The following is a 25,494-nucleotide window of genomic DNA, read 5'->3' as shown; positions in this document are numbered from 1 at the left end:
TTGAAGTTTGATACTCTTTTAAAAAGAGTAAATTGCTTGCTTAAATTAGCATAAGATTTTTACATATGAAAAAAATTCTATTAGGAGCAGCATTCACTTTTTTAAGTATAACAGCAATTTCAGCACAAAAATATCAGTTTTCAACAGTAAAAGATATTGAAGATACAGAAGTAAAAAGTCAAGGAAGAACAGGAACGTGTTGGAGTTTTTCTACCACCTCTTTTTTAGAATCAGAAATTATCAGGTTAACAGGTAAAAAAATCGATTTATCTGAAATGTATACGGTTCGTAATACGTATTCTGATAAAGCTACTAATTATTTATACCGTCAAGGAAAAGCACAATTTAGTGAAGGAGGTTTGGCACATGATGTTATTAATTCGGTAGAAAAATACGGCGTGGTTCCTGAGCAGGTTTTTACAGGTTTAGATTTGGGACAAAATAAACACAATCATGCAGAAATGATTGCAGTATTAAAATCGATGTTAGATGCCTATATCAAAAACCCAGCAGGAGAGTTAAGTCCGAAATGGAAACAATCAGTTGAAAGTGTTTTAGATGTATATTTAGGGAAGAATACAGAAGAGTTTACTTTTGAAGGGAAAAAATATACCCCTAAGTCTTTTGCAGAATACGTTAAGATTATTCCTTCAAATTACGTAACAATTAGTTCATTTGAACATGTGAAAAAATACGATCAATTTATTTTAAACATTCCAGACAATTTTTCAAATGGAGCATTTTACAATGTTTCTTTAGATGAATTAGTAGCAGTAACAGAAGAAGCAATTAACAAAGGATACACCGTAGAGTTAGATTGTGACGTTTCGGAAGAAACGTTTTCATCAAAAAACGGAGTAGCTATAATTCCTGCTAGTAGTACAGAAAACAAAAAAGCATTGACTGAAATAGTAGAAGAAAGAACAATTACACCAGGTTTGCGTCAAAGTGAGTTTGAAAATTTTAATACGACAGATGATCACTTAATGCACATTGTAGGTTTGGTGAAAGACCAAAAAGGAAACACCTATTTTAAAGTAAAGAATTCTTGGGGTAAAAATCAAGGAAACCAAGGGTATGTATACATGTCGGTTCCTTATTTTAGGTTGAAAACCATATCTGTTTTATTACATAAAGATGCAGTTACGCCAAAATTAAAAAGCAAATTAGAGATCAAATAAGAATAAACTCTTTTAAGAGGATGTAAAACGCTTGGAGGTTTAGAATCTTCAAGCGTTTTTTATATCTTTTCTAACAAGGGAATTTTGTATCTTTCCGAAGTTAACAGAAATCAAAAATTATGGAAGAAAATAAACAAGAAGAAGCTGCAGAGCAGTCAAAGCAGGAGATACAGCAGGATGCAAAAGGTTTATGGGAAAAGATAAAAAAGTTTATTTTAGAATTACTCGATTTTAGAGATGATACAGACCAAGAGGCAACAATAGAAGCAATAAAAAGCGATATTTCTTTTAAAGGAGCAACAGCTTGGATTTTAATCTGTTCTATTTTTGTGGCGTCTATCGGGTTAAATGCAAATTCAACAGCAGTTGTAATTGGAGCCATGTTAATATCTCCACTAATGGGACCTATTTTAGGAGTGGGTATGTCGATTGCTATTAACGATATTGATACATTACGAAAATCGTTAACAAACCTAGCAACGATGATTGTGTTAAGTTTATTAACTGCATTTTTATTCTTTTTTATATTTCCACTTCGCGAAGAAACCTCAGAATTATTAGGAAGGGTAAGACCCGATATTCGCGATGTATTGATCGCTTTTTTTGGTGGATTGGCATTAATTATTGCCAGAACCAAAAAAGGAACGATTGCTTCAGTAATCTTTGGAGTGGCAATTGCTACAGCTTTAATGCCACCTTTATGTACAGCAGGGTATGGTTTGGCAATAGGTAATTTCGACTACTTTTTAGGGGCGATGTATTTATTTACCATCAATACTATTTTTATTGCTTTGGCAACCTTTTTAGTATTGAAGTTATTAGGCTTTACTATGATTCGCTATGTAAATTCAGCCAAACGTAAAAGAATTGCACAAGTAGCCTCTTTTATTGCCTTTTTAGTAATGGTTCCGGCAGTATTTACCTTTGTTGGAGTGTATAATGAAAGTGTAATAGATGCAAGCTATAAAAGGTTTTTAAAAGCAAAAGTATATGATAATCCTAACTTATGGTTGCAGCGTGAAAAATTAGAGGTTAAAGAAAAAACAATACAACTGTTCTTTAATGGTGATGTAAGCGACGCAACGGAATCTTTTTTGAGGAATGAATTAAAAACGTTTCCTAAAATAGATTCATATTCTCTAGTTATTAATGAAAATAAAGCTAAGAGTGTTGACAGAGTAGTAGATGCTTATGATAGGGCTGTAAAAGAGTTAGATGAAAAAGACAATATTATAAAAGGTTTACATATGGAGATTGATGACTTGAAAAGAACCATCTCTAACTTAAATCAAACTATAGAACAAGAAGCGTTGTATAGAGATAAAAACTCAATACCTTTCAGTAAAATTAGTACAGAAGCTAAAATTCGATTTAATGAAATTAAAGAAATGAGCTTAGCGAAGGTATTATCATCGAGTGATTTTATAAAAGTTGATACGACTACTGTAGTTTCTGTTAAATGGAATGAAAGGTTGAAGGATTCTATTATCGTTAAAAATGAAAAAGAATTGAGAAGCTGGATACAGAAAGAATTGAAAACAGAGAAAATTCAGATACGAAGAAAATAAAAACAAAAAATAAAAAACCGAGCTATAAGCTCGGTTTAATTTTTTGATTACTTGTTAGAGTATTCACAGTAAATAAGAGATGACTCCAATTACCATTTATAAGACACCATAATTTTAAAAGAGTCACAAATAATGGTTAAAGTTTGTTGAAATATAAGCTTTTGATGATTCCGTCTGAAAGTCCAATTTTGGGGACATAAATTTTTCTTGCTCCACTCCACTTCATAGCAGACAAGTATATTTTTGTAGCAGGAATAATTACATCGGCTCTATCTGGATTTAAACTTAATTCTGAAATACGCTCTTGATAACTCATCTTTTTTAAGAATTGATACTGAGCATTGAGGTAAATGTAAGAAATAGGTTTTCCAGCGTCTCTACCAGACATTTTAAATAACTTATTAATATTTCCTCCAGAACCAATTAAAGAAATTCGCTTATAGTCGCTAGTATTTTCTTCAATCCATTTTTGAACTTTTTTAAAAAGAACTTTGTTTTCGGGTTTGGTATTATTGAGTACTCGTACAGTACCAATTTTAAACGATTTAGAGTTGATAATTTTCCCTCTAGAAAATAAGGTGAATTCCGTACTACCCCCACCAACATCTACATACAAGTAGGTAGCGTCTGATTCTATTAATTGATTTAAATCAGTTGAAGAAATTATGGCAGCTTCTTTTTTTCCATCAATAATATCAATTTTAACATCGGTATTCTTTAAAATAGTAGCGGCAACTTCCTCGCCATTTTCAGCTTCTCTCATTGCTGAAGTAGCACAGGCCTTGTACCTTTCAACACCATGAATTTTCATGATTAATTTAAAGGCTTGCATAGCATCAAGCATTCTTTGAGTATTTGCTTCTGATATTTTTCCGGAAACAAAAGCGTCAGCCCCTAATCGAATGGGTACACGAACTAAAGATGATTTTTTAAATAAAGGTTCTTTGTTTTTTTCTTCAATAACATTAGCTACTAATAACCTTACTGCATTAGATCCAATATCAATAGCGCCGTATTTCTTTATCTTCAAAATGTATTGATTTATCTGTGATTCTTAGGAAATTCCACTAAAATTGTATTTCCCTTTTTAATATCTTTCCAGTGTTTTGTATCAAACTCTATTCCAATAACCCCACAAGTAGTTACATGGGCAATAGGTTTGTTTCCAAACTTATTTACAAAACTATTAATACCGTGGTCGTGGCTAAATACAATAGCACTACTAAAGCTATCATCAAGAGCTTTTACAGTTTTTACCAAATAACCATCACTAAAGCTATACAACTGGCGTTTTATTTTGAGGTTGGATAAAGGATATCCAAAATTTTCACAAAAAATAACAGCTGTATGTAGTGCTCTATTGGCACTACTGGAAAGAAATACGTCAGGTCTTTTTATTTCTTCCGCTAGGTACTTAGATAAAAGATGGGCATCATTAATACCACGTTCTTTTAAAGGTCTGTCAATATCTTTAACGCTCTCATAATTCCATGATGATTTTGCGTGACGAACGATATAAAGTGTTTTCATTTAATTGTAAAAAGCTATGTAAATATAAAACTAAGGAGCTAAACGTTCAAGTTTCCAAGAAAAATCTTTTTGTAAAGTGTATCTAATACGGTCGTGCATACGGTTAGGACGTCCTTGCCAAAACTCAATAGAAACTGGTTTTACTAAAAAACCACCCCAATGTTTAGGTCTAGGAATTTCTTGATTTTCAAACTTTTTTTCAAAAGAAGCAAGCTTGTCATCTAGCTCATTACGAGAGGTAACTACCTCACTTTGATTCGAAGCCCAAGCTCCTAATTTACTCCCGTCAGGTCTCGATTCGAAATACCCGTCAGACAAATTCTCAGCAAGCTTTTCAGCCTTTCCTTTAATAATAATTTGTTGTTCTAAACCAGCCCAAAAAAAAGACAAACACACATGATTGTTATTTACAATAGCTTTTCCTTTCTCTGAATGGTAATTGGTATAAAAAATAAAACCTTCCCAAGTGTATTTTTTTAATAAAACAACCCTGCTTTTCGGATAACCATCTAGTCCGATAGACGCAATTGTCATAGCATTTGCTTCCTCTACCATTTCAGATTCATCTGCAGCAAAAAACCAATCTCTAAACAATTCAATAGGGTTTTCAGGACAGTTATGCTCTAGTAATGCTCTTTTTTCGTAAGATTTTCTATAGTCACTTAAATCGTGTGCCATTATTGTTAATTTATACTATGTAAAAGTACAACATTATCAAAAGTATTGTAGGTCTTAGGTATTAAAATTTAGCAAGATTTGAACAATCAAAAGCAAGAATGGTAAAATAAAGGGAGTTAAGTAATCTTAGTTTTGATATGCAAAACAATTCATCCGTAAAATTATACAGTTGAGTAGTTCTTTTTGTGCTAAGGGGTGAAAAGAGAGCAGTTTTGTAGCGTCAAAAACGAACAAAATGAAACATTTATTACTTATTGTATGCTTTTTAATGCATGCGTTATTAATTGCACAAACTACCATTTCAGGAAAGATAATCGATGCGAAAGGGACTCCTATTGAAGGAGCCAATGTGTATTTAGAAGGAACGTATGATGGAACTTCATCTGATGCAAAAGGAAACTTCTCTTTTATCACTTCAGAAAAAGGACAACAAACATTAACGGTGTCTTTTATTTCTTTTGAAACCTATACAAAAACAGCCGATGTATCAATGTTTAAAAATTTGAAAGTGACACTTCGTGAAGATGTAAATACATTGGATGCCGTTACCATAAATGCAGGAACTTTTGAAGCAGGAGATAACGCAAAAGTAACAGCGTTAAAACCTTTAGATGTAGTAACAACCGCAAGTGCTTTGGGAGATTTTGTAGGAGCCTTGCAAACCTTACCAGGAACCTCTTCGGTAAGTGAAGATGGGCGTTTATTTGTTCGTGGAGGGGAAGCGGATGAAACACAAATTTTTATTGATGGAATTCGCGTGTTTACTCCGTATAGTCCTTCTGCCCCCAACATTCCTACTCGTGGTCGATTTTCTCCGTTTTTATTTAAAGGAATCACGTTTTCAACAGGAGGATATTCTGCGGAATACGGTCAAGCATTGTCTAGTGTTTTATTACTAAATACGAATGACGAAACAATACAAGAGAAGACAGATATCTCACTAATGACAGTTGGTTTAGGAGTAGGAAACACACAAGTATTTGGAAAGAATTCACTAAGTGTGAACGCTTCGTATATCAATTTAGCACCTTATCAAAAGTTGTTTCCCGACAGAAATGCTTGGAACAAACCAGTACAATCATTAAATGGAGAAGCGGTATACCGATTTAGGTTTCAAAACGAGTCTTTGTTGAAATTATATGGAGCTTATAGTTATACTGATTTTGATCTGATTCAAAATGATATTAACTATGAAGACGGGGTTCGTTTTGGTTTGAAAAATAGAAACTTGTATTTCAACGGATCCTATAAGCAACAGTTAGCGAATAACTGGACAGTCTCAGGTGGAGCCTCGTTTACCAACGATAATTCAAAAATGAATATACTGGATGATAAAGTTGTAGATAATGAAAACTCAGCTCATGTTAAAGCAACATTAAAAAAGAGATTTTCAAATCGATTTAAATTAAGTTTTGGAGCAGAATATTTTATAACTGATTTTTCTGAAGATTATAACAGTGAAACAAACGGAAATACGACTTACGGATTTGATAATAATATCTTTGGAAGTTTTGTTGAAATAGATCTCTTTTTTAGTAAAAAGTTAGCAACAAAAGTAGGAGTGCGTATGGAAAACTCGGAATTGTTAGACGAATTCACCATTTCACCAAGAGCTTCTATAGCATACAAATCAGGAGAAAATGCACAGTTTTCATTTGCTTACGGACGCTTTTATCAGAACCCTAAAAATGAATACCTAAAATTCAATACGCAATTTAAAGCAGAGAATACGTCTCATTTTATAGCGAATTATCAGTATGTAAAAAACAAACAGATTTTAAGAATAGAAGGGTATTATAAAAAGTATCAAGATTTAGTAAAATATGATACTAATAGAGCATTACCCTATTCAAACTACTCAAACTTAGGTGAAGGGTATGCTAAAGGAATAGATGTTTTTTGGAGGGATAATAAAAATGTGAAAAATACAGATTATTGGGTGTCCTATTCGTTTTTAGATACAGAAAGAGATTATAAAAATTACTCAACAAAAGCTACACCAAATTTTGCATCAAAGCATAATGTATCTGTTGTAGCAAAGCATTGGATAGAAGATTGGAAAAGTCAAGTTGGGGTGAGTTATAATTTTGCTTCAGGTAGAAGTTATACCAACCCTAATAAAGGCGGGTTTTTAAATCAAAAAACAAAGAATTATAACTCTGTAAGCTTGAATTGGGCATACTTACTTAGCCAACAAAAAATACTGTATTTCTCGGTAAATAATGTTTTAGGAACACAAAATGTGTTTGGATATAATTATAAGGATGCACCAAATTCTGAAGGTAGTTTTAACCGACAAGCTATAATACCATCGGCAGATAGGTTCTTTTTTGTTGGTTTTTTTTGGACGATTAGTGATAATAAAAAAGAGAACCAGCTAAACAACTTATAAAGAATAACAATTCAGCCATAAAAAAGAACAGCTCAGTGTTCTTTTTTATATACATAGCAAGAATCAAAAGATATTTGAAGTATAAACTAAAAATCAATTAAACATGAAAAAAGTAATCACATTAGTACTATTAGTATTTGCAATAAGTATTTCAGCACAAACTCAATATGAAAAAGGAATGACAAAGGCATTTGAGTTATGGAAAGACAACAAAACAACGGAAGCAGCTCAATTATTTGAGCGTATTTCAACAGCAGAAAGAGAAAACTGGTTACCATCTTATTATGCGGGAATGATTCTTATAGTAGAAAGCTTTCAAATAAAAGAAGAAGCAAGGTTGATAGCCAAATTAAATAAGGCACAGGAATTTTTGGATACCGCAAAATCGATTTCACCTGAAAATCCAGAAATATTAATAACACAAGCATTGTTACATGTTTCATATATGGCATTTGATGGTCAAAAATATGGAATGACCATGTCGATGAAAAATACAAGTTTGTATGAAAAAGCACTGCAAATAGCACCGAACAATCCGAGAGTTATTTTAAGCAAAGCAGAATCAGATATGGGAGCAGCACGTTTTTTTGGTCAATCTACAGAACCTTTTTGTAATAATGTTAAAAAAGCGATAGCGTTAGGTAAAAAAGAAAAAATAACTGAAAAATTTTACCCTAAATTTAATGTACTAAGGGCAGAACAAGTATTAAAAAAATGTATGAAGTCCTAATACGTTTACACTAATAGGTTAAAGAAGTTAATTTTTTTAGGAGTAGTAAAAGGAGGAATATTAATTAAGTGAAGTGTATCACAAAAAGTAAACGAAGTTTTATAAATCCAAATGTGTATTTCACCTCTTGAAATTTGTATTTAAGGTTTTCACTGTAAAAAAGAAGGTTGTTGCTAGTGTTTGAGTGGAATCATTTATTTGTTAATGTTGTGTTAATTAACATAAAGAGCTGTGATTTATGTGTTTGGTTTTTAAAGGGTTATTTTTTGTTTTCTTCCAATGAAAGCAAAAACTACCCTTTTGTTTAGGGATTTCTTTTCTTGATAACCTATTTTTGTATCAAAATTAACTGTTATGAAACACAGGTATGACAGAAATAGGCTATATGTTAATCAAAATGAACAGGAAATTGTTAAAAATTTTCCAGTATTATTAGGAGGAGCGGGTATTGGAAGTATAATAGCTGAGTGTGCGTTGCGTTTTGGTTTTGAAAACATAACGATAATTGATGGAGATCAGGTAGAAAGTTCTAATTTAAATAGACAAAATTACCGGGAAAAAGATGTGTCGATTCATAAAGTTAAGGCGTTAAAAGAGAGGTTAGAATCTATAAATAGCAATGCAAATATTAAAATTCATAATTGCTTTTTAACAGAAGAAAACGTTCAGGAATTAATAGAAGGACATAAGGTGGCTATTAATGCATTAGATTTTTCATCAGACGTTCCATTGCTTTTTGATGAAATCTGTCAACAAAAGAATATTCCAGTTTTACATCCTTATAATTTAGGTTGGGGAAGTTTAGTTACAGTAATTACACCAGATAGTATTTCTTTAAGGTCTTTAGCTAAAAAAGGAGAAAAGTTTAGTGAATTAAGTGTCGTTGAATATGTTTCTAGTTATATGAGATTTTGGGGAGAACCCCAAGAGTGGTTAGAAAACATCATACATGACTATATCCATGAAAAAGAAAAGTTATCTCCACCTCAATTATCGGTAGGATCATGGAACGTAGCAGGAATGTGTGTACATCTACTTTTTAATATCGCTACAAAAAGAGAGGTAAAGAGTTTTCCTGAGTTTTATTTTTCTTCTTTGTTTGGAAGTTAAATTAGTTTATTGTTAGTTGCAAACACAATTGCTTCTGAAATGTTTGCTACTTCTAACTTTTCAAATAGTTTTCTTCTGTGAAATTTAACTGTATCGGGAGAAACGTACATTGTTTCAGCCATTTCGTTTATTGTAAAACCTCTAACGGAATATCTTAAAATTTCTTTTTCTCTATTTGACAACTCTATTTTCTTTTCTATTTTCCAAAAGTCGCCCTGTAAATCATATTTAAAAATCTTGTTCTCCCCTTTTTTAGATATTTTTATGTTTCCAGAGTTTTGCTCATTAGAAATAGAAATAATGCAAATAGCCTTCCATATCTTTCCTTCATTAGTAAGAAATAAAGGAGTAAGTTTTTGATTTATTAAAAGAACTTTTCCTTCCTTATTTTTCAGGTGAAAATCATAAGAAATAGAGTGAAGTTTTCTTTCTTCAATAGGTATTCCCTCATAGAAATCAAAACCGATGGTATTTATTTTTAAAAGTAATTGTAAGTCTTCGGGGATTACATAATTAAAATAAAAAAGGTATCCCATTTCTTCAACTTCCTTGGCTGAATGGCCACAAAGAAAAAGAGGATTTTCAGAAACGAATTCAAATCCTTTCTTTTGGTAGTCAATTACATAAATACTTTTGTAAGTCGTCCTTGCAAAGGCTTTAATTGCCTCTACATAGTTCTCTGTTTGTTTTTTCTCCTCATCAGAAACATGATATACAGTGTTTCGCGATGAAAAAAAGTCATTCACGTTATTCATAGATTAGTAGGGGGGCTTTGGTGCCAAATTAAGCAAATAATTTAGTAATAAGCAATATTTTTTATTAATATAACATTATTTCTAAAGACAAGTTGCTTTCTTATTAATACGAACTACTATTTTGTGTAGTAAGTTGATGGTTTTAACTAGTTAGTTTTGAGTGTATAAAAAAACAATACTCATGAAAAACTATTTAGAAAGACTGTCAACAAAAGAAATATTTAATTTATCAAAATTTGTAGTTGAGGAAAATTTCAAACATCATTCAGAAGGGAAAGGAGAACTAATAAAAAAAAAAGATATTTTGTCTGTTTATAAAGAAGAGATAAGATATATTAAAAATTCTAAGATTTTTGTTTGTAAAGATCATGCTGGAGAAATAACAGGAGCGATACGTGTTTTGAAATGGAATTATGTAGATAAACTCCCAATTCAAAGTATTTTTGGAATCAATCCTTTAATGGTTGTTGAAGACAAAGAATTACATGAAATATGGCATATAGGACGATTTGCAATAAAAAAAGGGGTTAAAGATATTAACCTATTTAAAAAACTAATGCTTTGCGCTATAGCTCCGGTATGTAAAAATAAAAACAATATTGCTTTTGCAGAATGTGATAGTAAATTATTAAGAGTGCTTTTTTTATTAGGAATTAAACCAGTCGTAGTAGGAAAATCAGTTAATTACTTAGGGTCAGAGACCATACCAATAAGTTTACCCTATAATGGACTTATAGAGTTTTATGAGGAAAATAAGCACTTAATTACAGACGGAAAACTACTGTAAATTAGGGCGAAAAAAGAAAACTACCCTTTTGTGTAGTTTTCTTTTTTTTTTTGAGAACTATATTTACCACGTTTTTAAAAAATAAATAAGCCCTCTGTGATAGGGAATAGCGAAGCTGTGTTTAAGTAAATAAGTATTGTTATGAAATTTGATTGTGGTTGGTATGTATTGTACGTTAAATCTTGTTGGGAGAAAAAGGTACATGAATCATTAAAAGAAATTTCTTTAGAATCTTTTTTACCACAAGTAAAAACGATTAGACAGTGGAGCGATAGAAAAAAAACAATTCTAAAACCGTTATTTCCATCGTATGTTTTTGTAAATATTAACTCATCACTAGAGTTTCATCAAGCTCTGTCTGTAAATGGAGCTTGTGCATATATTCGTTTTGGGAAAGACTATGCTCGTGTTAACGAGAAAGAAATTACTCAAATAAAACTACTTATAGGGGATGAAAATATTTCTGAGATAGAAACAGACTCAAAACTTCCTCAGGTAGGAGAGATTAGGAGGATTTCTTATGGCTCGTTGAATGGATTAGATTGTGAAATTATAAAAGCTGACAATCACAATAAACTTATTGTAAGAATTGACTCATTACGTCAAAATATAACTGCAGTGATACCTTCTCATTTATTAGAAGAGATACAAAAGAAAAAGCTTTGTTAAGCTAACATATTTAAGTACTACTACTTAGAATTTACTATCAAAAAAAAACTACTATTATGACAACTAATGCGACCTATCATCGCGAACATTTTTTTGTTCAAGAAGAGTTAGACCTTATTAAGAAAAGTGTTTTAGAAAACATAGAAAGTTCTCAATCTAAAAACATGATTGAACTTAAAAATATAGATTCTATATATGAAAAGTTACAGCTTTTTTTTAAGGAAGAATTGGGGAAAGAGGTAGAGTTTTTAAATTCATTTATCTTTTTTGCGAGTAGTACAACAATGGATTCAAGAATGAAATCTAGTAATATGGGGTGGCATACAGACGGAACCTGCTCGTTAGTAGATGGTGATTGTTATAATGTTTGGATACCTATTTACAACGATTCTGAATCGACAGGCTTAGAGATTGTTTCTGAAGGTAAAAACCCTGAATTATATACTCAGTTTGGAGATCCTACAGAGATTCCTGTAATTTATTCTAGAGAAAACTCTGAAGAGATTTACCATTTTTTTGGGAATTCAATTCCTGAAGATACAGATTTAATAATAGTAAAAGTAGCTTCGGGGCTCGTGCTGCCATTAGCTAAAAAGAATCTCAATATAGATAAGTATGAAAACCCTACACCAGGAGATATTGTAGTATTTAAACAGTCTGAATTACATAGAGGGTTTCACGATGGAGGAATCCGTATTCAGTTGAGTCTAAAATTTAGACTTAAAAATGCTGAGATTAATCAAAAATCAACAAATCAGTTTTACAAACTTTTTGAAACGGTAACTTTAGGAGAAAAGAGTTTCAATGATTACCAAAGGTTTTTAGAGTTTATTCATCCAAAAGAAAAACTTAGTAAACATGGAAGTCTTGAAAATGAAGCTATAAGCTCTCTCTTAAGTATGAGCATGTAAAATAAACTCCTTTTTAAACTCTCAATTTACTCAAGAATGAATACTCTTATAGATGTTTTAAATAACCAAAAAAACGATAACCTTTTACTTACTTTTATTGAAGGAAGTGATAAGGAAACTTTTTTTAAAGGAAAAGAATTGCGAGAAAAAGCAAACAAGGTTTTAGCTTTTTTACAAAGTAAGGGGATTCAGCCGAAAGAAGAGTTAGTGTTTCAAATAGAAGATAACGAAACTTTTATCATAGTATTTTGGGCTTGTTTATTAGGAGGAATAATTCCTGTGCCACTAGCACAAGGAAGAACAGCAGATCATTTTCATAAACTTTTTAAAGTGTGGGGGTTATTAAAGAAACCACACTTGATAGTTTCACCACAGTATTTATCTCGAATAGCAAAGGAAGCAGTTGTATCTAAAACAGAAGAGCTGTTTTTAAGAATAAAAGAAAATACGTTATTTATTGAAGAACTCTTCTCGGTTGAAAAAGAAGCCATTGCTGCAGATGTAAAAGAAGATGATATAGCGTATATACAGTTTTCATCAGGTTCTACAGGAAACCCTAAAGGGGTTACTTTAACTCATAAGAATTTAATAACAAACATCAGAGGGATACTAGATGGGATTAATGCTCCTTCAGATGGCGATTTGTTTTTCTCATGGATGCCTTTAACGCACGATATGGGACTTATAGGGTTTCATTTAACCCCTTTTTTAGCTGGGTGGAATCATTATATAATGTCAACAAGTCTGTTTATTAGACGTCCCCTCTTATGGTTGGAAAAAATTTCAGAACACAGAATAACATTCTCTGCTTCTCCTAATTTTGGTTATAGTTATCTCATAAGACGATTTAAAAAAGACAGTATTAAAAATCTTGATTTATCAAGTTTGCGTATAATTGTTAATGGAGCCGAACCTATTTCTGCTGATTTATGTAATGAGTTTTATAATGTATTTTCTAATTACGGACTTCGAAGTAATGTTATTTTTCCAGTATATGGATTAGCAGAAGCTAGTTTAGCTGTTACATTTTCAAACCCAATAGAAAATGTGAAGTCTATTGAAGTTGATAGGAAATATCTAGGAATGGGAGACCGTGTTCATGTTATAAATAAAGATAAATCTCTATCATTAGTTAATGTAGGAAAACCTATAAAAGGATGCCGTGTTAGGATTGTAGATTCAAATAAAGTTCCGGTGGAAGAAGGAATAATTGGTGAAATTCAAATAGAAGGAAACAACGTTACTGCTGAATATTATGGAAATGAAATAGCCACTCATAAAACCATAGGTAAAGATGGTTGGTTGAGCACAGGTGATATGGGGTTCTTTTATGAAGAAGATCTTTTTGTTAGTGGAAGACTAAAAGATGTAATTTTTATTAATGGACAAAATTATTATGCCCATGACTTAGAGAAAATTTTAGATGGTATTTTAGATATAGAACTAGGAAAAGTAGTTGTAGCAGGCCATGTAAACTCTAAAGGAGAAAATAAAACCATTGTTTTTGTTTATTTCAAAAAGTCCCCTGAAAAATTTATCGATACTCTTATAGCTGTAAAGAAGAAAATTAATTTTGTGTTTGGCTTTGAACCTGATGATATCATACCAGTAAAAGAAATTCCTAAAACTACTAGTGGAAAAGTACAGCGTTATAAATTGATTGAGCGTTATAGCAATTCAGAGTTTGATGATGTTTTAAGAATTATTAATGAGCATTATAAAACCTTAAGTGAAAATGAAAATCATGATGTACCAAAAACTCCTGTAGAAAGTAAAATAATTAAGGCATGGCAAACAGTGCTAGGCCATAGGAATTTTGGAATTTCTGATAAATTTTTTGAGGTAGGAGGAAACTCACTAAAAGGAGCTCAGGTTTTAAATATTATTCAAAAAGAATTTGATATAGAATTAGGTTATGATCAATTGTATGAGAAGCAAACGGTTAAAGACATAGCAGAACTATTAGAAAATAATAAGAGTAAAACTACTTATCAGGCAATTCCAATACAAGGAAAAGAAGTGGGGTACTCACTTACCTCAATGCAAGAAAGGCTCTATTATTTTTGGCAGTTAAATCCAGAAGCAACAGCTTACAATGTGCCTTTGGCAATTTGTTTTAATGGGCGTTTAGATGTTGGAAAGTTAGCAATGGCTTTTAATGAGGTTGTTGCAAGACATCAAGTACTAAGAACACATTTTACACTTAAAAACCAAAAACCTTATCAGACATATGTTGATTCGATAGACCTAACCTTAAAGGTAACAGAAATAGAAAGTAAGAATCTTGATTCGGAATTGAAAAATAGGGTAATTCCATTTGATTTGCATCAAGCGCCTTTATTTCGAATAGAATTGTTAAAAGAGTCTAAAAACAAACATGTTCTATTCATAGATGCACCACATATAATTATAGATGGTATTTCAATGAGTTTATTACTCAAAGAAGTGTATACCGTGTATCAAGGTAAATCTGTTGATGCACTAGAAATTCAGTATAAAGATTATGCAGCATGGAGAAGTAATTTCTTAGCAACAAAAAAAGGGAGTGCACAGCAAAAATATTGGTTAGAAAGATTAGGTGGAGACTTATCTAAATCAGAGCTTCCCACAGATTTTAAAAGACCAAGTATTTTTAACTATGAAGGAGAAAAATATTCTTTTAGTATAAACCAAGAGTTGACAGATGAACTCAAAGCTGTAGCTCATAAGCAGAATGTGTCTTTATATGTAGTGCTGTTGGCAGCTTATACAATTACGCTGTCAAAATATATTAGGTCAGAAGAGGTTGTTGTAGGAGTACCTGTTTCAGGACGCGGACATTATCAATTACAAGGACTACTAGGAATGTTCGTAAATAATTTAGTACTTCGTAATTTTCCAGTAGGAGAAATACCATTTACAGAGTACCTTCAACAAATAAAAAAGAATGTTCTTAATGATTTAACAAACCAAAGCTATCCTTTTAGTGAGCTTATAAAAGATTTAAACATTAAGAATGACCCTAGTGGTAGTCCTTTTTTTAATACAATGTTTGTATATCAAAATATGGACATTCCAATACTGGAAACGGATGGTTTAAAAACAACGTCTTATTTCTTTGACTCAGGTATTGCAAAGTTTGATTTGACTTTAGAAATTATTGAGATGCCTGAGAAAATGGAATATTATATTGAGTTTGCAAAAGCATTGTTTAAAAGAGAAAGTATCATCGCTTTTGCAGAACATTATAAACAGTTGATACATCAGGTAGTAACCAACCCAAATAGATCAATTGCTGATTTGACATTAGTTTCTGAAGAGACGATGGAAAATTATTTTTTTAGGAATAAAAAAGCAGAAGAATATACATCGTTAAAAGTACATGAGCTTATAAGTTTTAAGGCAAAAAAACATCTAAATTCAGTAGCAGTTTCAGTGAATAAAAACACTGAGTTATCGTACGCTGATTTAGAGAGAAAATCAAGCTTATTAGCGAAGAAACTTCAAGAGAAAGGAGTAAAAAGAAACGTTCCTGTAGCCATTATTTTCGAAAAACACATAGACTTTGTAGTGTCTGTTTTAGCAGTATTAAAAGCAGAAGGATGCTTCATTCCTATTGAAGCAAATTATCCTGAGGATAGAATTCAGTTTATAGTTGAAGATTGTGGAGCAGAAATAGCATTGGTTACAGAAACTATAAGTAAAAACTCATACATTACAGAAGGCTGGAAGCCTATACGCATAGAAGAGAGAGAGGTGGTTTTGTTAGAACGAGTTAACGATGTTGGAATGAATGCTATTGAAGGAGCTAATCACTTAGCTTATATGATTTACACCTCTGGATCTACAGGAAAACCTAAAGGAGTAAAGGTAGCACATAGTTCGTTAATGAATTATTTAGAATGGGCAACAAAGGCCTATAACATTAATGAAAATTCAACATTTCCTCTATATACCTCTATTGCTTTTGACCTTACGTTAACATCAATATTTTTACCACTTATTTCAGGAAGCACGTTAAAAATTTATCAAGAAACAGATGAAAAGTTTTTGATAGAAAGTGTTTTAGAAGACAACCAAGTAACAGTATTAAAAGCGACCCCTTCACATTTAAAGATGATTAAAGATTCTTTTTTATTGAAGAAAGAAAGAACCCAAAGCAAATTAAAAACATTAATTGTAGGTGGAGAGGCTTTAGATTCTCTGTTAGCTAGTGATATTATGGACTTTTTTGAAGGTAAGATTCGACTATTTAACGAATACGGTCCTACTGAAACTACAATTGGTTGTGTAGTACACGAATATAACCCTTTGGTAGATAAAAGCAATAATGTTCCAATAGGAAGAGCAATTGCGAATACTCAAGTTTATGTATTAGATACGTACCAAAAACCTGTTCCTTTAGGGATAGCAGGCGAGTTATATATATCTGGAGATGGGGTATCAGAAGGCTATTTAAATAGAGAAGAACTAACAAAGGAAAAATTTATTCCCAATCCATTCATACCAGAGCAATTAATGTATCGTTCAGGTGATTTGGTAAAAAGAAAGTTAGATGGTAATCTTGAATATTTAGGGCGATTAGATGATCAGGTTAAAATTAATGGTCATCGAGTAGAGCTCGGAGAAATAGAAAAGGTAGTATACACAAATAAGAACGTTAAAAATGTAGTAGCTGTTTATAAAAAAGAAAAACCGTTATGGGTTTATCTTACATTAAGTAATCAAGAAGAGGTAGAAAAAGTTCAAGAGGAGATCAAATTAGAACTTAGAAAACAGCTTCCAGATTATATGGTTCCGAAACAAATTATAGTAATAGACGAAATTCCTCTTACTATAAATGGTAAGGTAGCATATAATCAATTGCCCAATCCAATTCAAGCTTCCAATAAAGAATCGATAGCACCAACTTCAAAGGTAGCGGAACTATTAGTGGAAGCATGGAAAGAAATATTAGGGAATTCTAGAATAGGAATAACAAATAATTTTTATGAAGAAGGAGGAGATTCTATTAAAGCAATACAAATAGCCTCTAGGTTGTATGAAAAGAATATAAAAGTTAATGCTAAAGACATACTTACCTATCCTAATATACAACAGTTGATGAATTATGTTGAGATTATAAAAGAGGCTGATACTGAAGAAGAGTTAACAGGAAAGTTAGTAGAAAAGAACCCTATTCAACATTGGTTTTTTGATAGAAAATTGCAAAATCCTAACTTTTATACTCAATCAGTCTTATTAAGATGGGAAGATAAGATAGAAGAAGAACTTATATCAAAAACATTTATAGAATTATTTAATTATCATGATACACTTCGTTTAAGCTACAATGAAAAAGCACAAACTCTTTACTATAGAGAGCGAAATGAAAATTTACCTTTCGAATTAGAGAATTTCGAACTAAAAGGAAAGTTTGCAGACCTGATAAAAGAAGAAATACCTAAAGTACTGGTATCTGTTAAAAGGTCGATGAAAATAAACAGTACCCTACTAAAAGTAGCAATAATAACAATTGAAGCAGTAGATTATTTATTTATAACCGCTCATCATTTAATTGTAGATGGAGTCTCTTGGAGAATTTTGTTAAACGACATTTACCAAACATATAAAGCTGTTAAAGAAGGAGCTGATTTAAGACTACCAAAAAAATCGGCATCATTAATAACTTATCAGAATGAGATAAAAGAGTTATCAAGACAATTATCTGAGCAAGAAATTCATTTTTGGAAAGAAATAAAACAGAATGACTTTACTATATATCCAACTGAAATAATTCAAAATAAAGTAAGGGAGCAAAAAATAATAACGGCCGAATTATCAAAAGAGGATACATCATTTTTGCTGAAAGAAGCAAACACTGTTTTCAATACGAATGCTGAGATACTATTAATTGTAGCATTGACAAAAACCTTGACAGAAGAATATAAAACGAATAAGGTAACAATAGAGTTGGAAGGACATGGAAGAGACTTAGAAGCTGTAAATACCTCGAGAACAATAGGATGGTTTACCTCATTGTTTCCCCTGTGTTTTGAAAGGAACCCTTCAATAAAAGAATCTATAAAAGATACGAAAGACCTTATAAAAAGCTTACCAGATGGGGGGATGCATTATGGAATTTTAAAATACTTAAATAACCAACTGAGTAAAGAAAAAACAAAGAATAATATTTTATTTAATTATTTAGGAGAGTTTTCAAATGAGACTTCAAATGATGTCTTCTCAATAGTAAATGAATATTTAGGTGTAGAATCTGATCCAGAAAATGAAACAAGTGCATTGTTAGAGTTTAACCTTATAGTACTTAATAATACTTTAAAAATACAGGCACATTATATCCACAATGAAGAAACACAGTATGTAACGGAAAAGATAGTTAACAGTTTCAAAGCAAATATACTTGAAGTACTTAATTACCTTAAAAATGAGGAAGACATTCACTTTACATCTTCAGATTTTGAAGCAGCTTATTTAGATAATGAAGATTTAAAGGTCTTATTTGAATAGAAAAATAAGGAAACATGAAAAAGAAAATAATGATAGCCTCAGTTGTATTATTGTTAGCCTATTTTGTAACAGTATTAATAGCCCCATCATTCTTAGATACATCACAAAATAAGACAACTTGGAATGTAGCTGAGTTGTCAAATGAAGCTAAAGAATTGTATGGAAAACTAGATTTTGTAGGAGATTTACATAGCGATGCTCTATTATGGGATAGAGATTTATCAAAAAAAAGTAAAAGAGGTCATGTAGATTTTCATAGAATGAGTGAGAACAATGTTGCTTTTCAGGCATTTACAATTGTAACAAAATCACCAAAAGGCCATAATTTTGAGAGTACCGACGGTAATACTTTTGATAACATAACATTGTTATCTATTTTACAAGGGAAACCTGTTACTAATTGGTTTAGTTTGTTTAATAGGGCAGTGTATCAATGCAATAAGCTAAAAAGCTATGCTGATGCATATGATAAAAACTTCATTATTCTTAGAGAAAAAAAAGATTTGGTCAATTTATTAAACAAGAGAAAAAAAGATAAAAAGACCATCGGAGGCTTAATAGGTATCGAAGGAGGACATTGCCTCGAAGGAAAGATAGAAAACGTATCTAAACTATATAATTCGGGGGTGAGAATGTTTGGAGTGTCTCATTTTTTTGACAATAAATTAGGCGGTTCGGCACATGGAATTGAAAAAGGAGGAATAACCGAATTTGGAAAACAGGTTTTAAAAGAAATGGAGAAGAGAAACATGATTTTAGACATCGCACATACTTCTGATAAAATGATACGTGATATTTTAAAACTGTATAAAGGCCCGATTGTAAGTTCTCATACAGGAGTGGATGGAGTTAAGGAATCATACAGAAACTTATCTGATGAACAATTAAAATCTTTAGCAAAAAAAGAAGCTTTAATAGGGATAGCTTTTTTTTCTGAAGCAATAGGGGATACCGAAATAAAGGGCATAGTAAAAACAATGAAGTATGTAAAAGAGCTTATAGGAGTAGAGTGCCTTTCATTAGGATCTGATTTTGATGGTTCAGTAACAACTCCGATAGACGTTACAGGTTATTCGTATTTGGTAGATGAAATGTTACAACAAAATTTTACAGAAAAAGAAATTGAAATGATAATGGGAGGTAACTTAAAAAAATTCCTATTAAAGAACTTGTAAGTTAATAGCTTTATTACAGTATTTCTACTACAGGTTAATACATATAAGTACAAATTAATAAATGTATTAGATAAAAATAACTGAGAAGTTACTTTTACATAATACCTCCAGGCTTTAGCAAGCAAAACTGCATATTAAATTATTTAAAGAGATTTATAAAAGGAGCTATTTACTGTAGCCGAACAACAATGTTTTAAAGATTAGTCTTTAAAAATCTTTAGATAAAAAATAGTGTAAAAAAGATAACAACTGCTACAAGAGCAGAAAAGTACAATTAAGAACATTCTTTAATAAGAATGCCCGAATACCTGTCCACTACATTAACCTAAAAAAGTCACTATATGGTGCTAACAAATATCTTGGAGAAAGTAGGTCAAACTCCTATGATGTCCATTGAATTAGAAGCAAATAATCTCATCAACATTTGTATGAAATTAGAATTTTACAATCCTACTGGAAGTGTAAAAGATCGAGCGGCATCATATGTTATTGATAAGATTTTAAGTACTGGGATTATTAATAGAGAAACGACACTTATAGAGTCTTCTTCAGGTAATTTTGGTGTAGCCTTATCTGCTTATGCGAAATTTCACAATTTAAAATTTATTTGTGTAATCGATAAAAACACTCTCCCCATTAACGAGATGTTAATAGAGTTAAACGGAGCAGAGATTATAAAGATAGATACTCCTGATGCACATGGAGGATACTTATTAAATAGAATAAAAAAGATCAAACAAATTTTAAAAGAGAAAGAAAATATGTATTGGGTGAATCAATATGGAAATCCACTCAATGCTGAAGCGTACTATTATTCTTTGGGAAAAGAAATGTGTGAAGAAGCTCCTGATGGTATTGATTATCTTTTTATGGGGGTTAGCTCGGGAGGAACAATAACGGGAGTTTCAACTAGGATAAAAAAGCACTTTCCAAAAGCCAAAGTGATTGCAGTTGATATTTATGGATCAGTAGTGTTTGATAGTCCTCCACAAAAAAGATATATACCAGGTATTGGGTCAAGTATGAAGCCAGAAATCTTAAAAAGAGCAATGATAGATGAAGTAGTTTGGGTTAATGAAGTTGAAACAGTAACAAGCAGTAGAAAACTTTTAGAGAATTATAATATTTATTCTGGAGGATCATCTGGCTCCGTATATGCCGGGATAAAAAAATATTTCAGTAATAAAAACATCACTTCTCCTGTAAATGTAATGTGTATTATGGCAGACAGAGGAGATCGCTATAACAGTACAATTTATAGTGATGAATGGTTTGAAAAGTTAAAAAAAGGAACAATGTAATTTTATATAAAACAAAAGAAAGAACAATGGTTTATTTAAATGAAGGTCACATAAAAGAATTAGGATTCAATTGGGAAGAAAATATTGAAACAATTAAAAAATCTGTTGAATGTATGATTAATGATGATTATGCACAACCTATTAAGCCTTATTTACGGTATAAAGAAAAAACAAATAGAATAATAGCCATGCCTGCATTTGTAGGAGGAGAAATTAATAAAGCAGGAATAAAATGGATTTCAAGTTTTCCCCAAAATATAAAGAATGGATTACCTAGAGCTCATAGTGTGGTAATTTTAAACGATGCTGATACAGGGGTGCCTTCAGGAATTTTAAACAGCGGTTCTGTCTCAGCAATAAGAACAGCTTCTGTAAGTGGAATGATAACAAAACATTATTTAGAAGCGAAGAATCCGAAGAGTGTAAAAGTGGGAATTATAGGTTTTGGACCTATTGGACAATATCATTTAGATATGTGTTACAGTCTTTTAAAAGATAAGTGTGAAGAAATTAGAATTTTTGATTTGAAAGGTGTCAATACTGAACTCATAAATAATGAAGAACTTAAAGCTAAAATAGTGGTTGTAGACTCATGGGAAGAAGCATATTTAGATGCAGATATTTTTATGACTTGTACAGTGTCTAAAGTAACATACATTAACAAGCAACCTAAACCTGGTTCTTTGCATTTAAATATTTCATTAAGAGATTATAAAGCGGAAACTTATGAGTGGTTTGCAAAAGCAATTATTGTAGATAACTGGGAGGAAATTTGTAGAGAGAATACAGATATTGAAAATTTTCACCTAGAAAAAGGCTTACAAAAAGAAGATACAAAATCTATTCTAGACCTAGTAAGTGAAAACATCTTTTTAACATTAGAAGAAAACCAAGCAGTAATGTTTAATCCTATGGGGATGGCTGCATTTGATATTGCCATATCACAAAACTATGTTAGAAGAGCTATGAAAAACAAGGTAGGGATATTTTTAAACTAATATAAAGTAACTAATAGGTTTAATAAAATACTTAAGATAAATTAAAAACGAAATTCAGATGAGAAATTTTAACAAAAGAATTGTATTAACAATATTGGTTACATTTTTGACTATTGTATGTACTCAAGCTCAAAAAGCAAAACCTTATTTTATTGTTGATAATGAAAAAGTAAACATCAACACTTTAGAGGGTGAAATAAAGCGTTTAATGAAAGAGGTTGGTATAGCAGGACTTTCTTTAGCAGTTATAAATAAAGGGCAAGAAGTTTATTACAATGCGTTTGGAGAAAAATCTCTTGAAGAAAGAGGAGAAAAAATAAATAAAGAAACAATTTTTGAAGCGTGTTCATTATCTAAGAGTTTCACAGTTTATGCAGCCTATAGAATGGTTGATTTAGGATTGTTAGCTTTAGATAAGCCCTTATATGAATATTATAAATACAAACCTTTAGAACACGATGAACGTTATAAAAAGATAACGGCAAGAATGGTTTTAAGTCATAATTCAGGAATAGAAAACCACCAAGGAAAAAACGATCCAGAGGTATTAGAAATTGTAGCTAACCCAGGAGAAAAATTTGTGTATTCAGGAGAAGGGTATACATTTCTAGCTAATGTAATTAAAGAACTTGTTGAAGAAGAATCAATAGAAGATCTTATGAAAAACTACGTGTATAAGCCATTAGGACTTAAAAGAACTTATACAACTGCAGTTGGAGACGGAAATATAAATTACGCAAAGCCACATAATGTATTTGGAGAGGTTATAAATAAAGGAAGAAATAAAAAACCAGATTTAGCAGGAAGAATTCATTCAAATGCTCATGATTATGCAATGTTAATGAGTCAGCTATTTGTGAAAAAAAACCTAACAAAAGAGCGCATGTTAAGTCCAACCACTAGAATGAGAAATGATCGGGAGTTGTTTTATGGGCCAGGATTCGAAATTTTATATACGAGTAACGATACATTATTACTTCAAGGGGGAAATAACAATGGGTTCAAAGGATTGGCATGTTATTCACTAACTAAAGATTGCGGTTTTGTCTTTTTTGCAAATTCAGATAGAGCGGAAATGTTAGGAGTAGCAATTAATGAATTGACGATTAAGAGCCAAATTTCTGAGTATTATAAAGGAATAGTGTATACAAATCAAAGTCCTAATAAAGCAAATGAGATTTTTAGTTTGTACAGAACAAAAGGAGCGAAAGAAACTAAGAAAAAGTTAACTAAAATTTTTAATGAAAAAGAAAAGGTATTTACTTCCAATGATATTATTGACTTAGTATATTATTTAAAAGATAGGGAGTATGAAATTGCCAAGTATATAGCAGATAAATATACGACTACATATCCAGACCCTAATCTTGATTTTTTGTATTCACGTTGGTTAACTAAATAATGATTGGGGAACAAGTAATTGGGATTGTTGGAGGAATGGGACCAGAATCTGGTATAATGTTATGTAACTACATTAATAGTTTGACTCCAGTAACGAAAGATCAAGAACACCTTTCTATGGTATTGATGTCATTCCCAAAACACATAGTTGATAGAACAGCTTTTCTAGAAGGGAAAATAAGAGTAAATCCAGCATTTCAGATATCTAAAGTTGTTAGAAAACTAGAAAGCGCAGGGGCTACAATTATAGGTATAGCATGTAATACAGCTCATTCGAGTGTAATATTCGATGAAATTAAAAAAGACTTAAATAAAAGAAGAAGTACATTAAAGCTATTACACATGCCGCAAATTACTTGTGATATTTTAGGTAAAACATACCCTGAAGTTAAAAGAGTAGGTGTAATTTCTACCAACGGAACTTATAAGTCAAAGATTTATGAAAGTGCTTTAAAAGAAAGAGGTTACGAAGTTATTCTGCCAAATTTTGAATTCCAAGATAACGTGATTCATAAAATGATATATGACGTAGATTTTGGAATAAAGGCCAGCCCTAATATCAGAACAAAGGAAGTAAAACAATTAAAAAACAAAACATTAGATTTTTTTTATAAAAATAATGTTGAGGCAATTATTCTTGGTTGTACTGAATTATCTCTGGTGTTTTCTGAAAATACCTCAGGAATTAAAGTTATAGATTCAACAATGTCATTGGCGAGAGCTCTGGTACAAGAAGCTTCCATTGTTCATACAAAAAATAATGAAGTAAGAACATTACACACATTGTAATTAACTCCTAACCACAATATAAAAACAAGAAAAAATGATGAGCTCTAGAATAGGAACTTTTTATCCATTATTAAAGAATTACACTGATGTTAATGGGTATGATAATGTAATTAAAACTGTACAGAAAGCAGATAGTAATGAATTAGATTTTTTTTGGACAGTAGATATTGAAGCACATGCGATGAACTCTTCTAATAGCAATCCTTCTGTTATAAACGCAGCATTATCTATGATTACTTCTAAAATAGGTTTAAGAGGAGAAAGTTCTATTGCAGGGAATCAAGACCCTTTAAGAATTACAGAAGAGTGGTCAGTAATTGATAATACTTCAAAAGGAAGAGTTGGTTTATCTATCGATTCATGTACTATTGATGAAGCAGCAAAAAGAATAGAAGAAAAGATTAAAGCTGTTCGTACGCTGTGGCAAGGGGGGAGTGTTGTTCGGAAGAATGGAGCGGAAATAGATGTAGAGCTAAAAACATTTCCTAAACCAATTCAAAAAGAATTACCATTGTGGGTTTCTATAAAAAATAATAATGAACTAATGTATAAAATGGCTGGAGCTATGAAAGCCAATATACTTGTTTACTGTTTAGAAGAAACCGTTGAAAGCTTAGCAGAAAAAATTAATGCTTATAGAAAAGCTTATGGGAATCAAGATCACACTCAGGGTATAGTTTCATTAATATTACCAGCTTATTTAATAGACAAAGAAGAAAAATTAAAAGCGGCTGAGAGTACAGAATTAATAACATACTTAGATTATGTTAATTCTTTTTATAAAACAGTTTGTAATATTGATTTAGAAAAAGAAAAAAAATATTTAACATATGCAAATTCACTAGTGGCGACAAAGAAGTCTAGCTCAGATTTTCTTAAACAAGTAAGCTCAATTGGCGTAAATGAAATTGTAGGAATACTATCTCCAAAAACCTCTCCTAATAAAACATTAGAACTACTCTCTTTTTTAAAAAAAAGTAACCACTCATAAGTTGGCACAAGCATAATTGATAGGGGGTACTCGCCTCAT

Annotated in this window: 19 protein-coding genes; 15 read left to right on the top strand and 4 right to left on the bottom strand. The window is 31.3% G+C overall.

What is annotated here, in order from left to right; genetic code table 11:
- The first annotated feature begins 65 nt into the window (after positions 1-65).
- Positions 66-1,181 (top strand): aminopeptidase C, encoded by a 1,116-nt coding sequence (locus ACN0WY_RS06115; protein ID WP_417799834.1) that lies wholly within the window; start codon positions 66-68, stop codon positions 1,179-1,181.
- A gap of 119 nt (positions 1,182-1,300) precedes the next feature.
- A complete protein-coding gene (locus tag ACN0WY_RS06110; RefSeq protein ID WP_330488595.1) occupies positions 1,301-2,749 on the top strand; it encodes a DUF389 domain-containing protein in 1,449 nt (482 codons plus the stop codon).
- A 136-nt stretch (positions 2,750-2,885) separates the two neighbouring features.
- Here the strand turns inward: ACN0WY_RS06110 and ACN0WY_RS06105 are convergent, their stop codons facing one another.
- Genes ACN0WY_RS06105 through pdxH form a run of 3 tightly spaced genes read right to left on the bottom strand, consistent with a single transcriptional unit; the run spans position 2,886 to position 4,957 of the window.
- Positions 2,886-3,782, bottom strand: a complete 897-nt coding sequence (locus tag ACN0WY_RS06105) for an exopolyphosphatase (protein WP_330488796.1) — start codon at positions 3,780-3,782, stop codon at positions 2,886-2,888.
- A gap of 8 nt (positions 3,783-3,790) precedes the next feature.
- Complete coding sequence (locus ACN0WY_RS06100; RefSeq protein WP_330488594.1) at positions 3,791-4,279, bottom strand: histidine phosphatase family protein; 489 nt, start codon at positions 4,277-4,279, stop codon at positions 3,791-3,793.
- Positions 4,280-4,309: 30 nt separating this feature from the next.
- Positions 4,310-4,957: a pyridoxamine 5'-phosphate oxidase gene (gene pdxH, locus ACN0WY_RS06095; protein WP_330488593.1), complete on the bottom strand. Its 648-nt coding sequence runs from the start codon at positions 4,955-4,957 to the stop codon at positions 4,310-4,312.
- Between the two features lie 235 nt (positions 4,958-5,192).
- Here pdxH and ACN0WY_RS06090 point away from each other — a divergent pair, with 235 nt between their 5' ends.
- From ACN0WY_RS06090 to ACN0WY_RS06080, 3 genes are all read left to right on the top strand, one after another.
- Positions 5,193-7,349 carry a TonB-dependent receptor gene (locus ACN0WY_RS06090; RefSeq protein WP_330488592.1) on the top strand — a complete coding sequence of 719 codons (2,157 nt, stop codon included), beginning with the start codon at positions 5,193-5,195 and terminating at the stop codon, positions 7,347-7,349.
- A 103-nt stretch (positions 7,350-7,452) separates the two neighbouring features.
- Positions 7,453-8,079, top strand: a complete 627-nt coding sequence (locus ACN0WY_RS06085) for a tetratricopeptide repeat protein (RefSeq protein ID WP_417799833.1) — start codon at positions 7,453-7,455, stop codon at positions 8,077-8,079.
- Between the two features lie 354 nt (positions 8,080-8,433).
- Positions 8,434-9,189 carry a ThiF family adenylyltransferase gene (locus ACN0WY_RS06080; protein ID WP_330488590.1) on the top strand — a complete coding sequence of 252 codons (756 nt, stop codon included), beginning with the start codon at positions 8,434-8,436 and terminating at the stop codon, positions 9,187-9,189.
- Here ACN0WY_RS06080 and ACN0WY_RS06075 read toward each other — a convergent pair.
- Positions 9,186-9,944 (bottom strand): response regulator transcription factor, encoded by a 759-nt coding sequence (locus ACN0WY_RS06075; RefSeq protein ID WP_330488589.1) that lies wholly within the window; start codon positions 9,942-9,944, stop codon positions 9,186-9,188. The genes ACN0WY_RS06080 and ACN0WY_RS06075 overlap by 4 nt on opposite strands.
- 181 nt (positions 9,945-10,125) lie before the next feature.
- Here ACN0WY_RS06075 and ACN0WY_RS06070 point away from each other — a divergent pair, with 181 nt between their 5' ends.
- From ACN0WY_RS06070 to ACN0WY_RS06025, 10 genes are all read left to right on the top strand, one after another.
- Complete coding sequence (locus ACN0WY_RS06070; protein ID WP_417799832.1) at positions 10,126-10,731, top strand: hypothetical protein; 606 nt, start codon at positions 10,126-10,128, stop codon at positions 10,729-10,731.
- 141 nt (positions 10,732-10,872) lie between these two features.
- Positions 10,873-11,400: a UpxY family transcription antiterminator gene (locus ACN0WY_RS06065; protein ID WP_330488587.1), complete on the top strand. Its 528-nt coding sequence runs from the start codon at positions 10,873-10,875 to the stop codon at positions 11,398-11,400.
- Between the two features lie 56 nt (positions 11,401-11,456).
- A complete protein-coding gene (locus tag ACN0WY_RS06060) occupies positions 11,457-12,311 on the top strand; it encodes a hypothetical protein (protein ID WP_330488586.1) in 855 nt (284 codons plus the stop codon).
- A 36-nt stretch (positions 12,312-12,347) separates the two neighbouring features.
- A complete protein-coding gene (locus ACN0WY_RS06055; RefSeq protein WP_417799831.1) occupies positions 12,348-18,800 on the top strand; it encodes an amino acid adenylation domain-containing protein in 6,453 nt (2,150 codons plus the stop codon).
- A 14-nt stretch (positions 18,801-18,814) separates the two neighbouring features.
- Positions 18,815-19,975 carry a dipeptidase gene (locus ACN0WY_RS06050; RefSeq protein WP_330488584.1) on the top strand — a complete coding sequence of 387 codons (1,161 nt, stop codon included), beginning with the start codon at positions 18,815-18,817 and terminating at the stop codon, positions 19,973-19,975.
- Positions 19,976-20,316: 341 nt separating this feature from the next.
- The gene (gene sbnA / locus ACN0WY_RS06045) at positions 20,317-21,276 is read left to right on the top strand and encodes a 2,3-diaminopropionate biosynthesis protein SbnA (RefSeq protein ID WP_417799830.1); all 960 of its coding nucleotides are present in this window, start codon (positions 20,317-20,319) and stop codon (positions 21,274-21,276) included.
- Between the two features lie 26 nt (positions 21,277-21,302).
- Positions 21,303-22,274 (top strand): 2,3-diaminopropionate biosynthesis protein SbnB, encoded by a 972-nt coding sequence (locus tag ACN0WY_RS06040; RefSeq protein WP_417799829.1) that lies wholly within the window; start codon positions 21,303-21,305, stop codon positions 22,272-22,274.
- A gap of 58 nt (positions 22,275-22,332) precedes the next feature.
- Positions 22,333-23,676, top strand: a complete 1,344-nt coding sequence (locus ACN0WY_RS06035) for a serine hydrolase domain-containing protein (RefSeq protein ID WP_330488581.1) — start codon at positions 22,333-22,335, stop codon at positions 23,674-23,676.
- Positions 23,676-24,464 (top strand): aspartate/glutamate racemase family protein, encoded by a 789-nt coding sequence (locus tag ACN0WY_RS06030; RefSeq protein WP_330488580.1) that lies wholly within the window; start codon positions 23,676-23,678, stop codon positions 24,462-24,464. The genes ACN0WY_RS06035 and ACN0WY_RS06030 overlap by 1 nt, the downstream gene beginning before the upstream one ends.
- Before the next feature lie 34 nt (positions 24,465-24,498).
- Positions 24,499-25,455, top strand: coding sequence for an LLM class flavin-dependent oxidoreductase (locus ACN0WY_RS06025; RefSeq protein WP_330488579.1), 957 nt, complete (start codon positions 24,499-24,501; stop codon positions 25,453-25,455).
- The last annotated feature ends 39 nt before the right edge of the window (positions 25,456-25,494 follow it).

Source organism: Tenacibaculum sp. (genome assembly GCF_048269885.1).
GTDB lineage: Bacteria > Bacteroidota > Bacteroidia > Flavobacteriales > Flavobacteriaceae > Polaribacter.
Note: the sequence above shows the minus strand (reverse complement) of the source record. Positions and strands in the feature narration are given on the sequence as shown.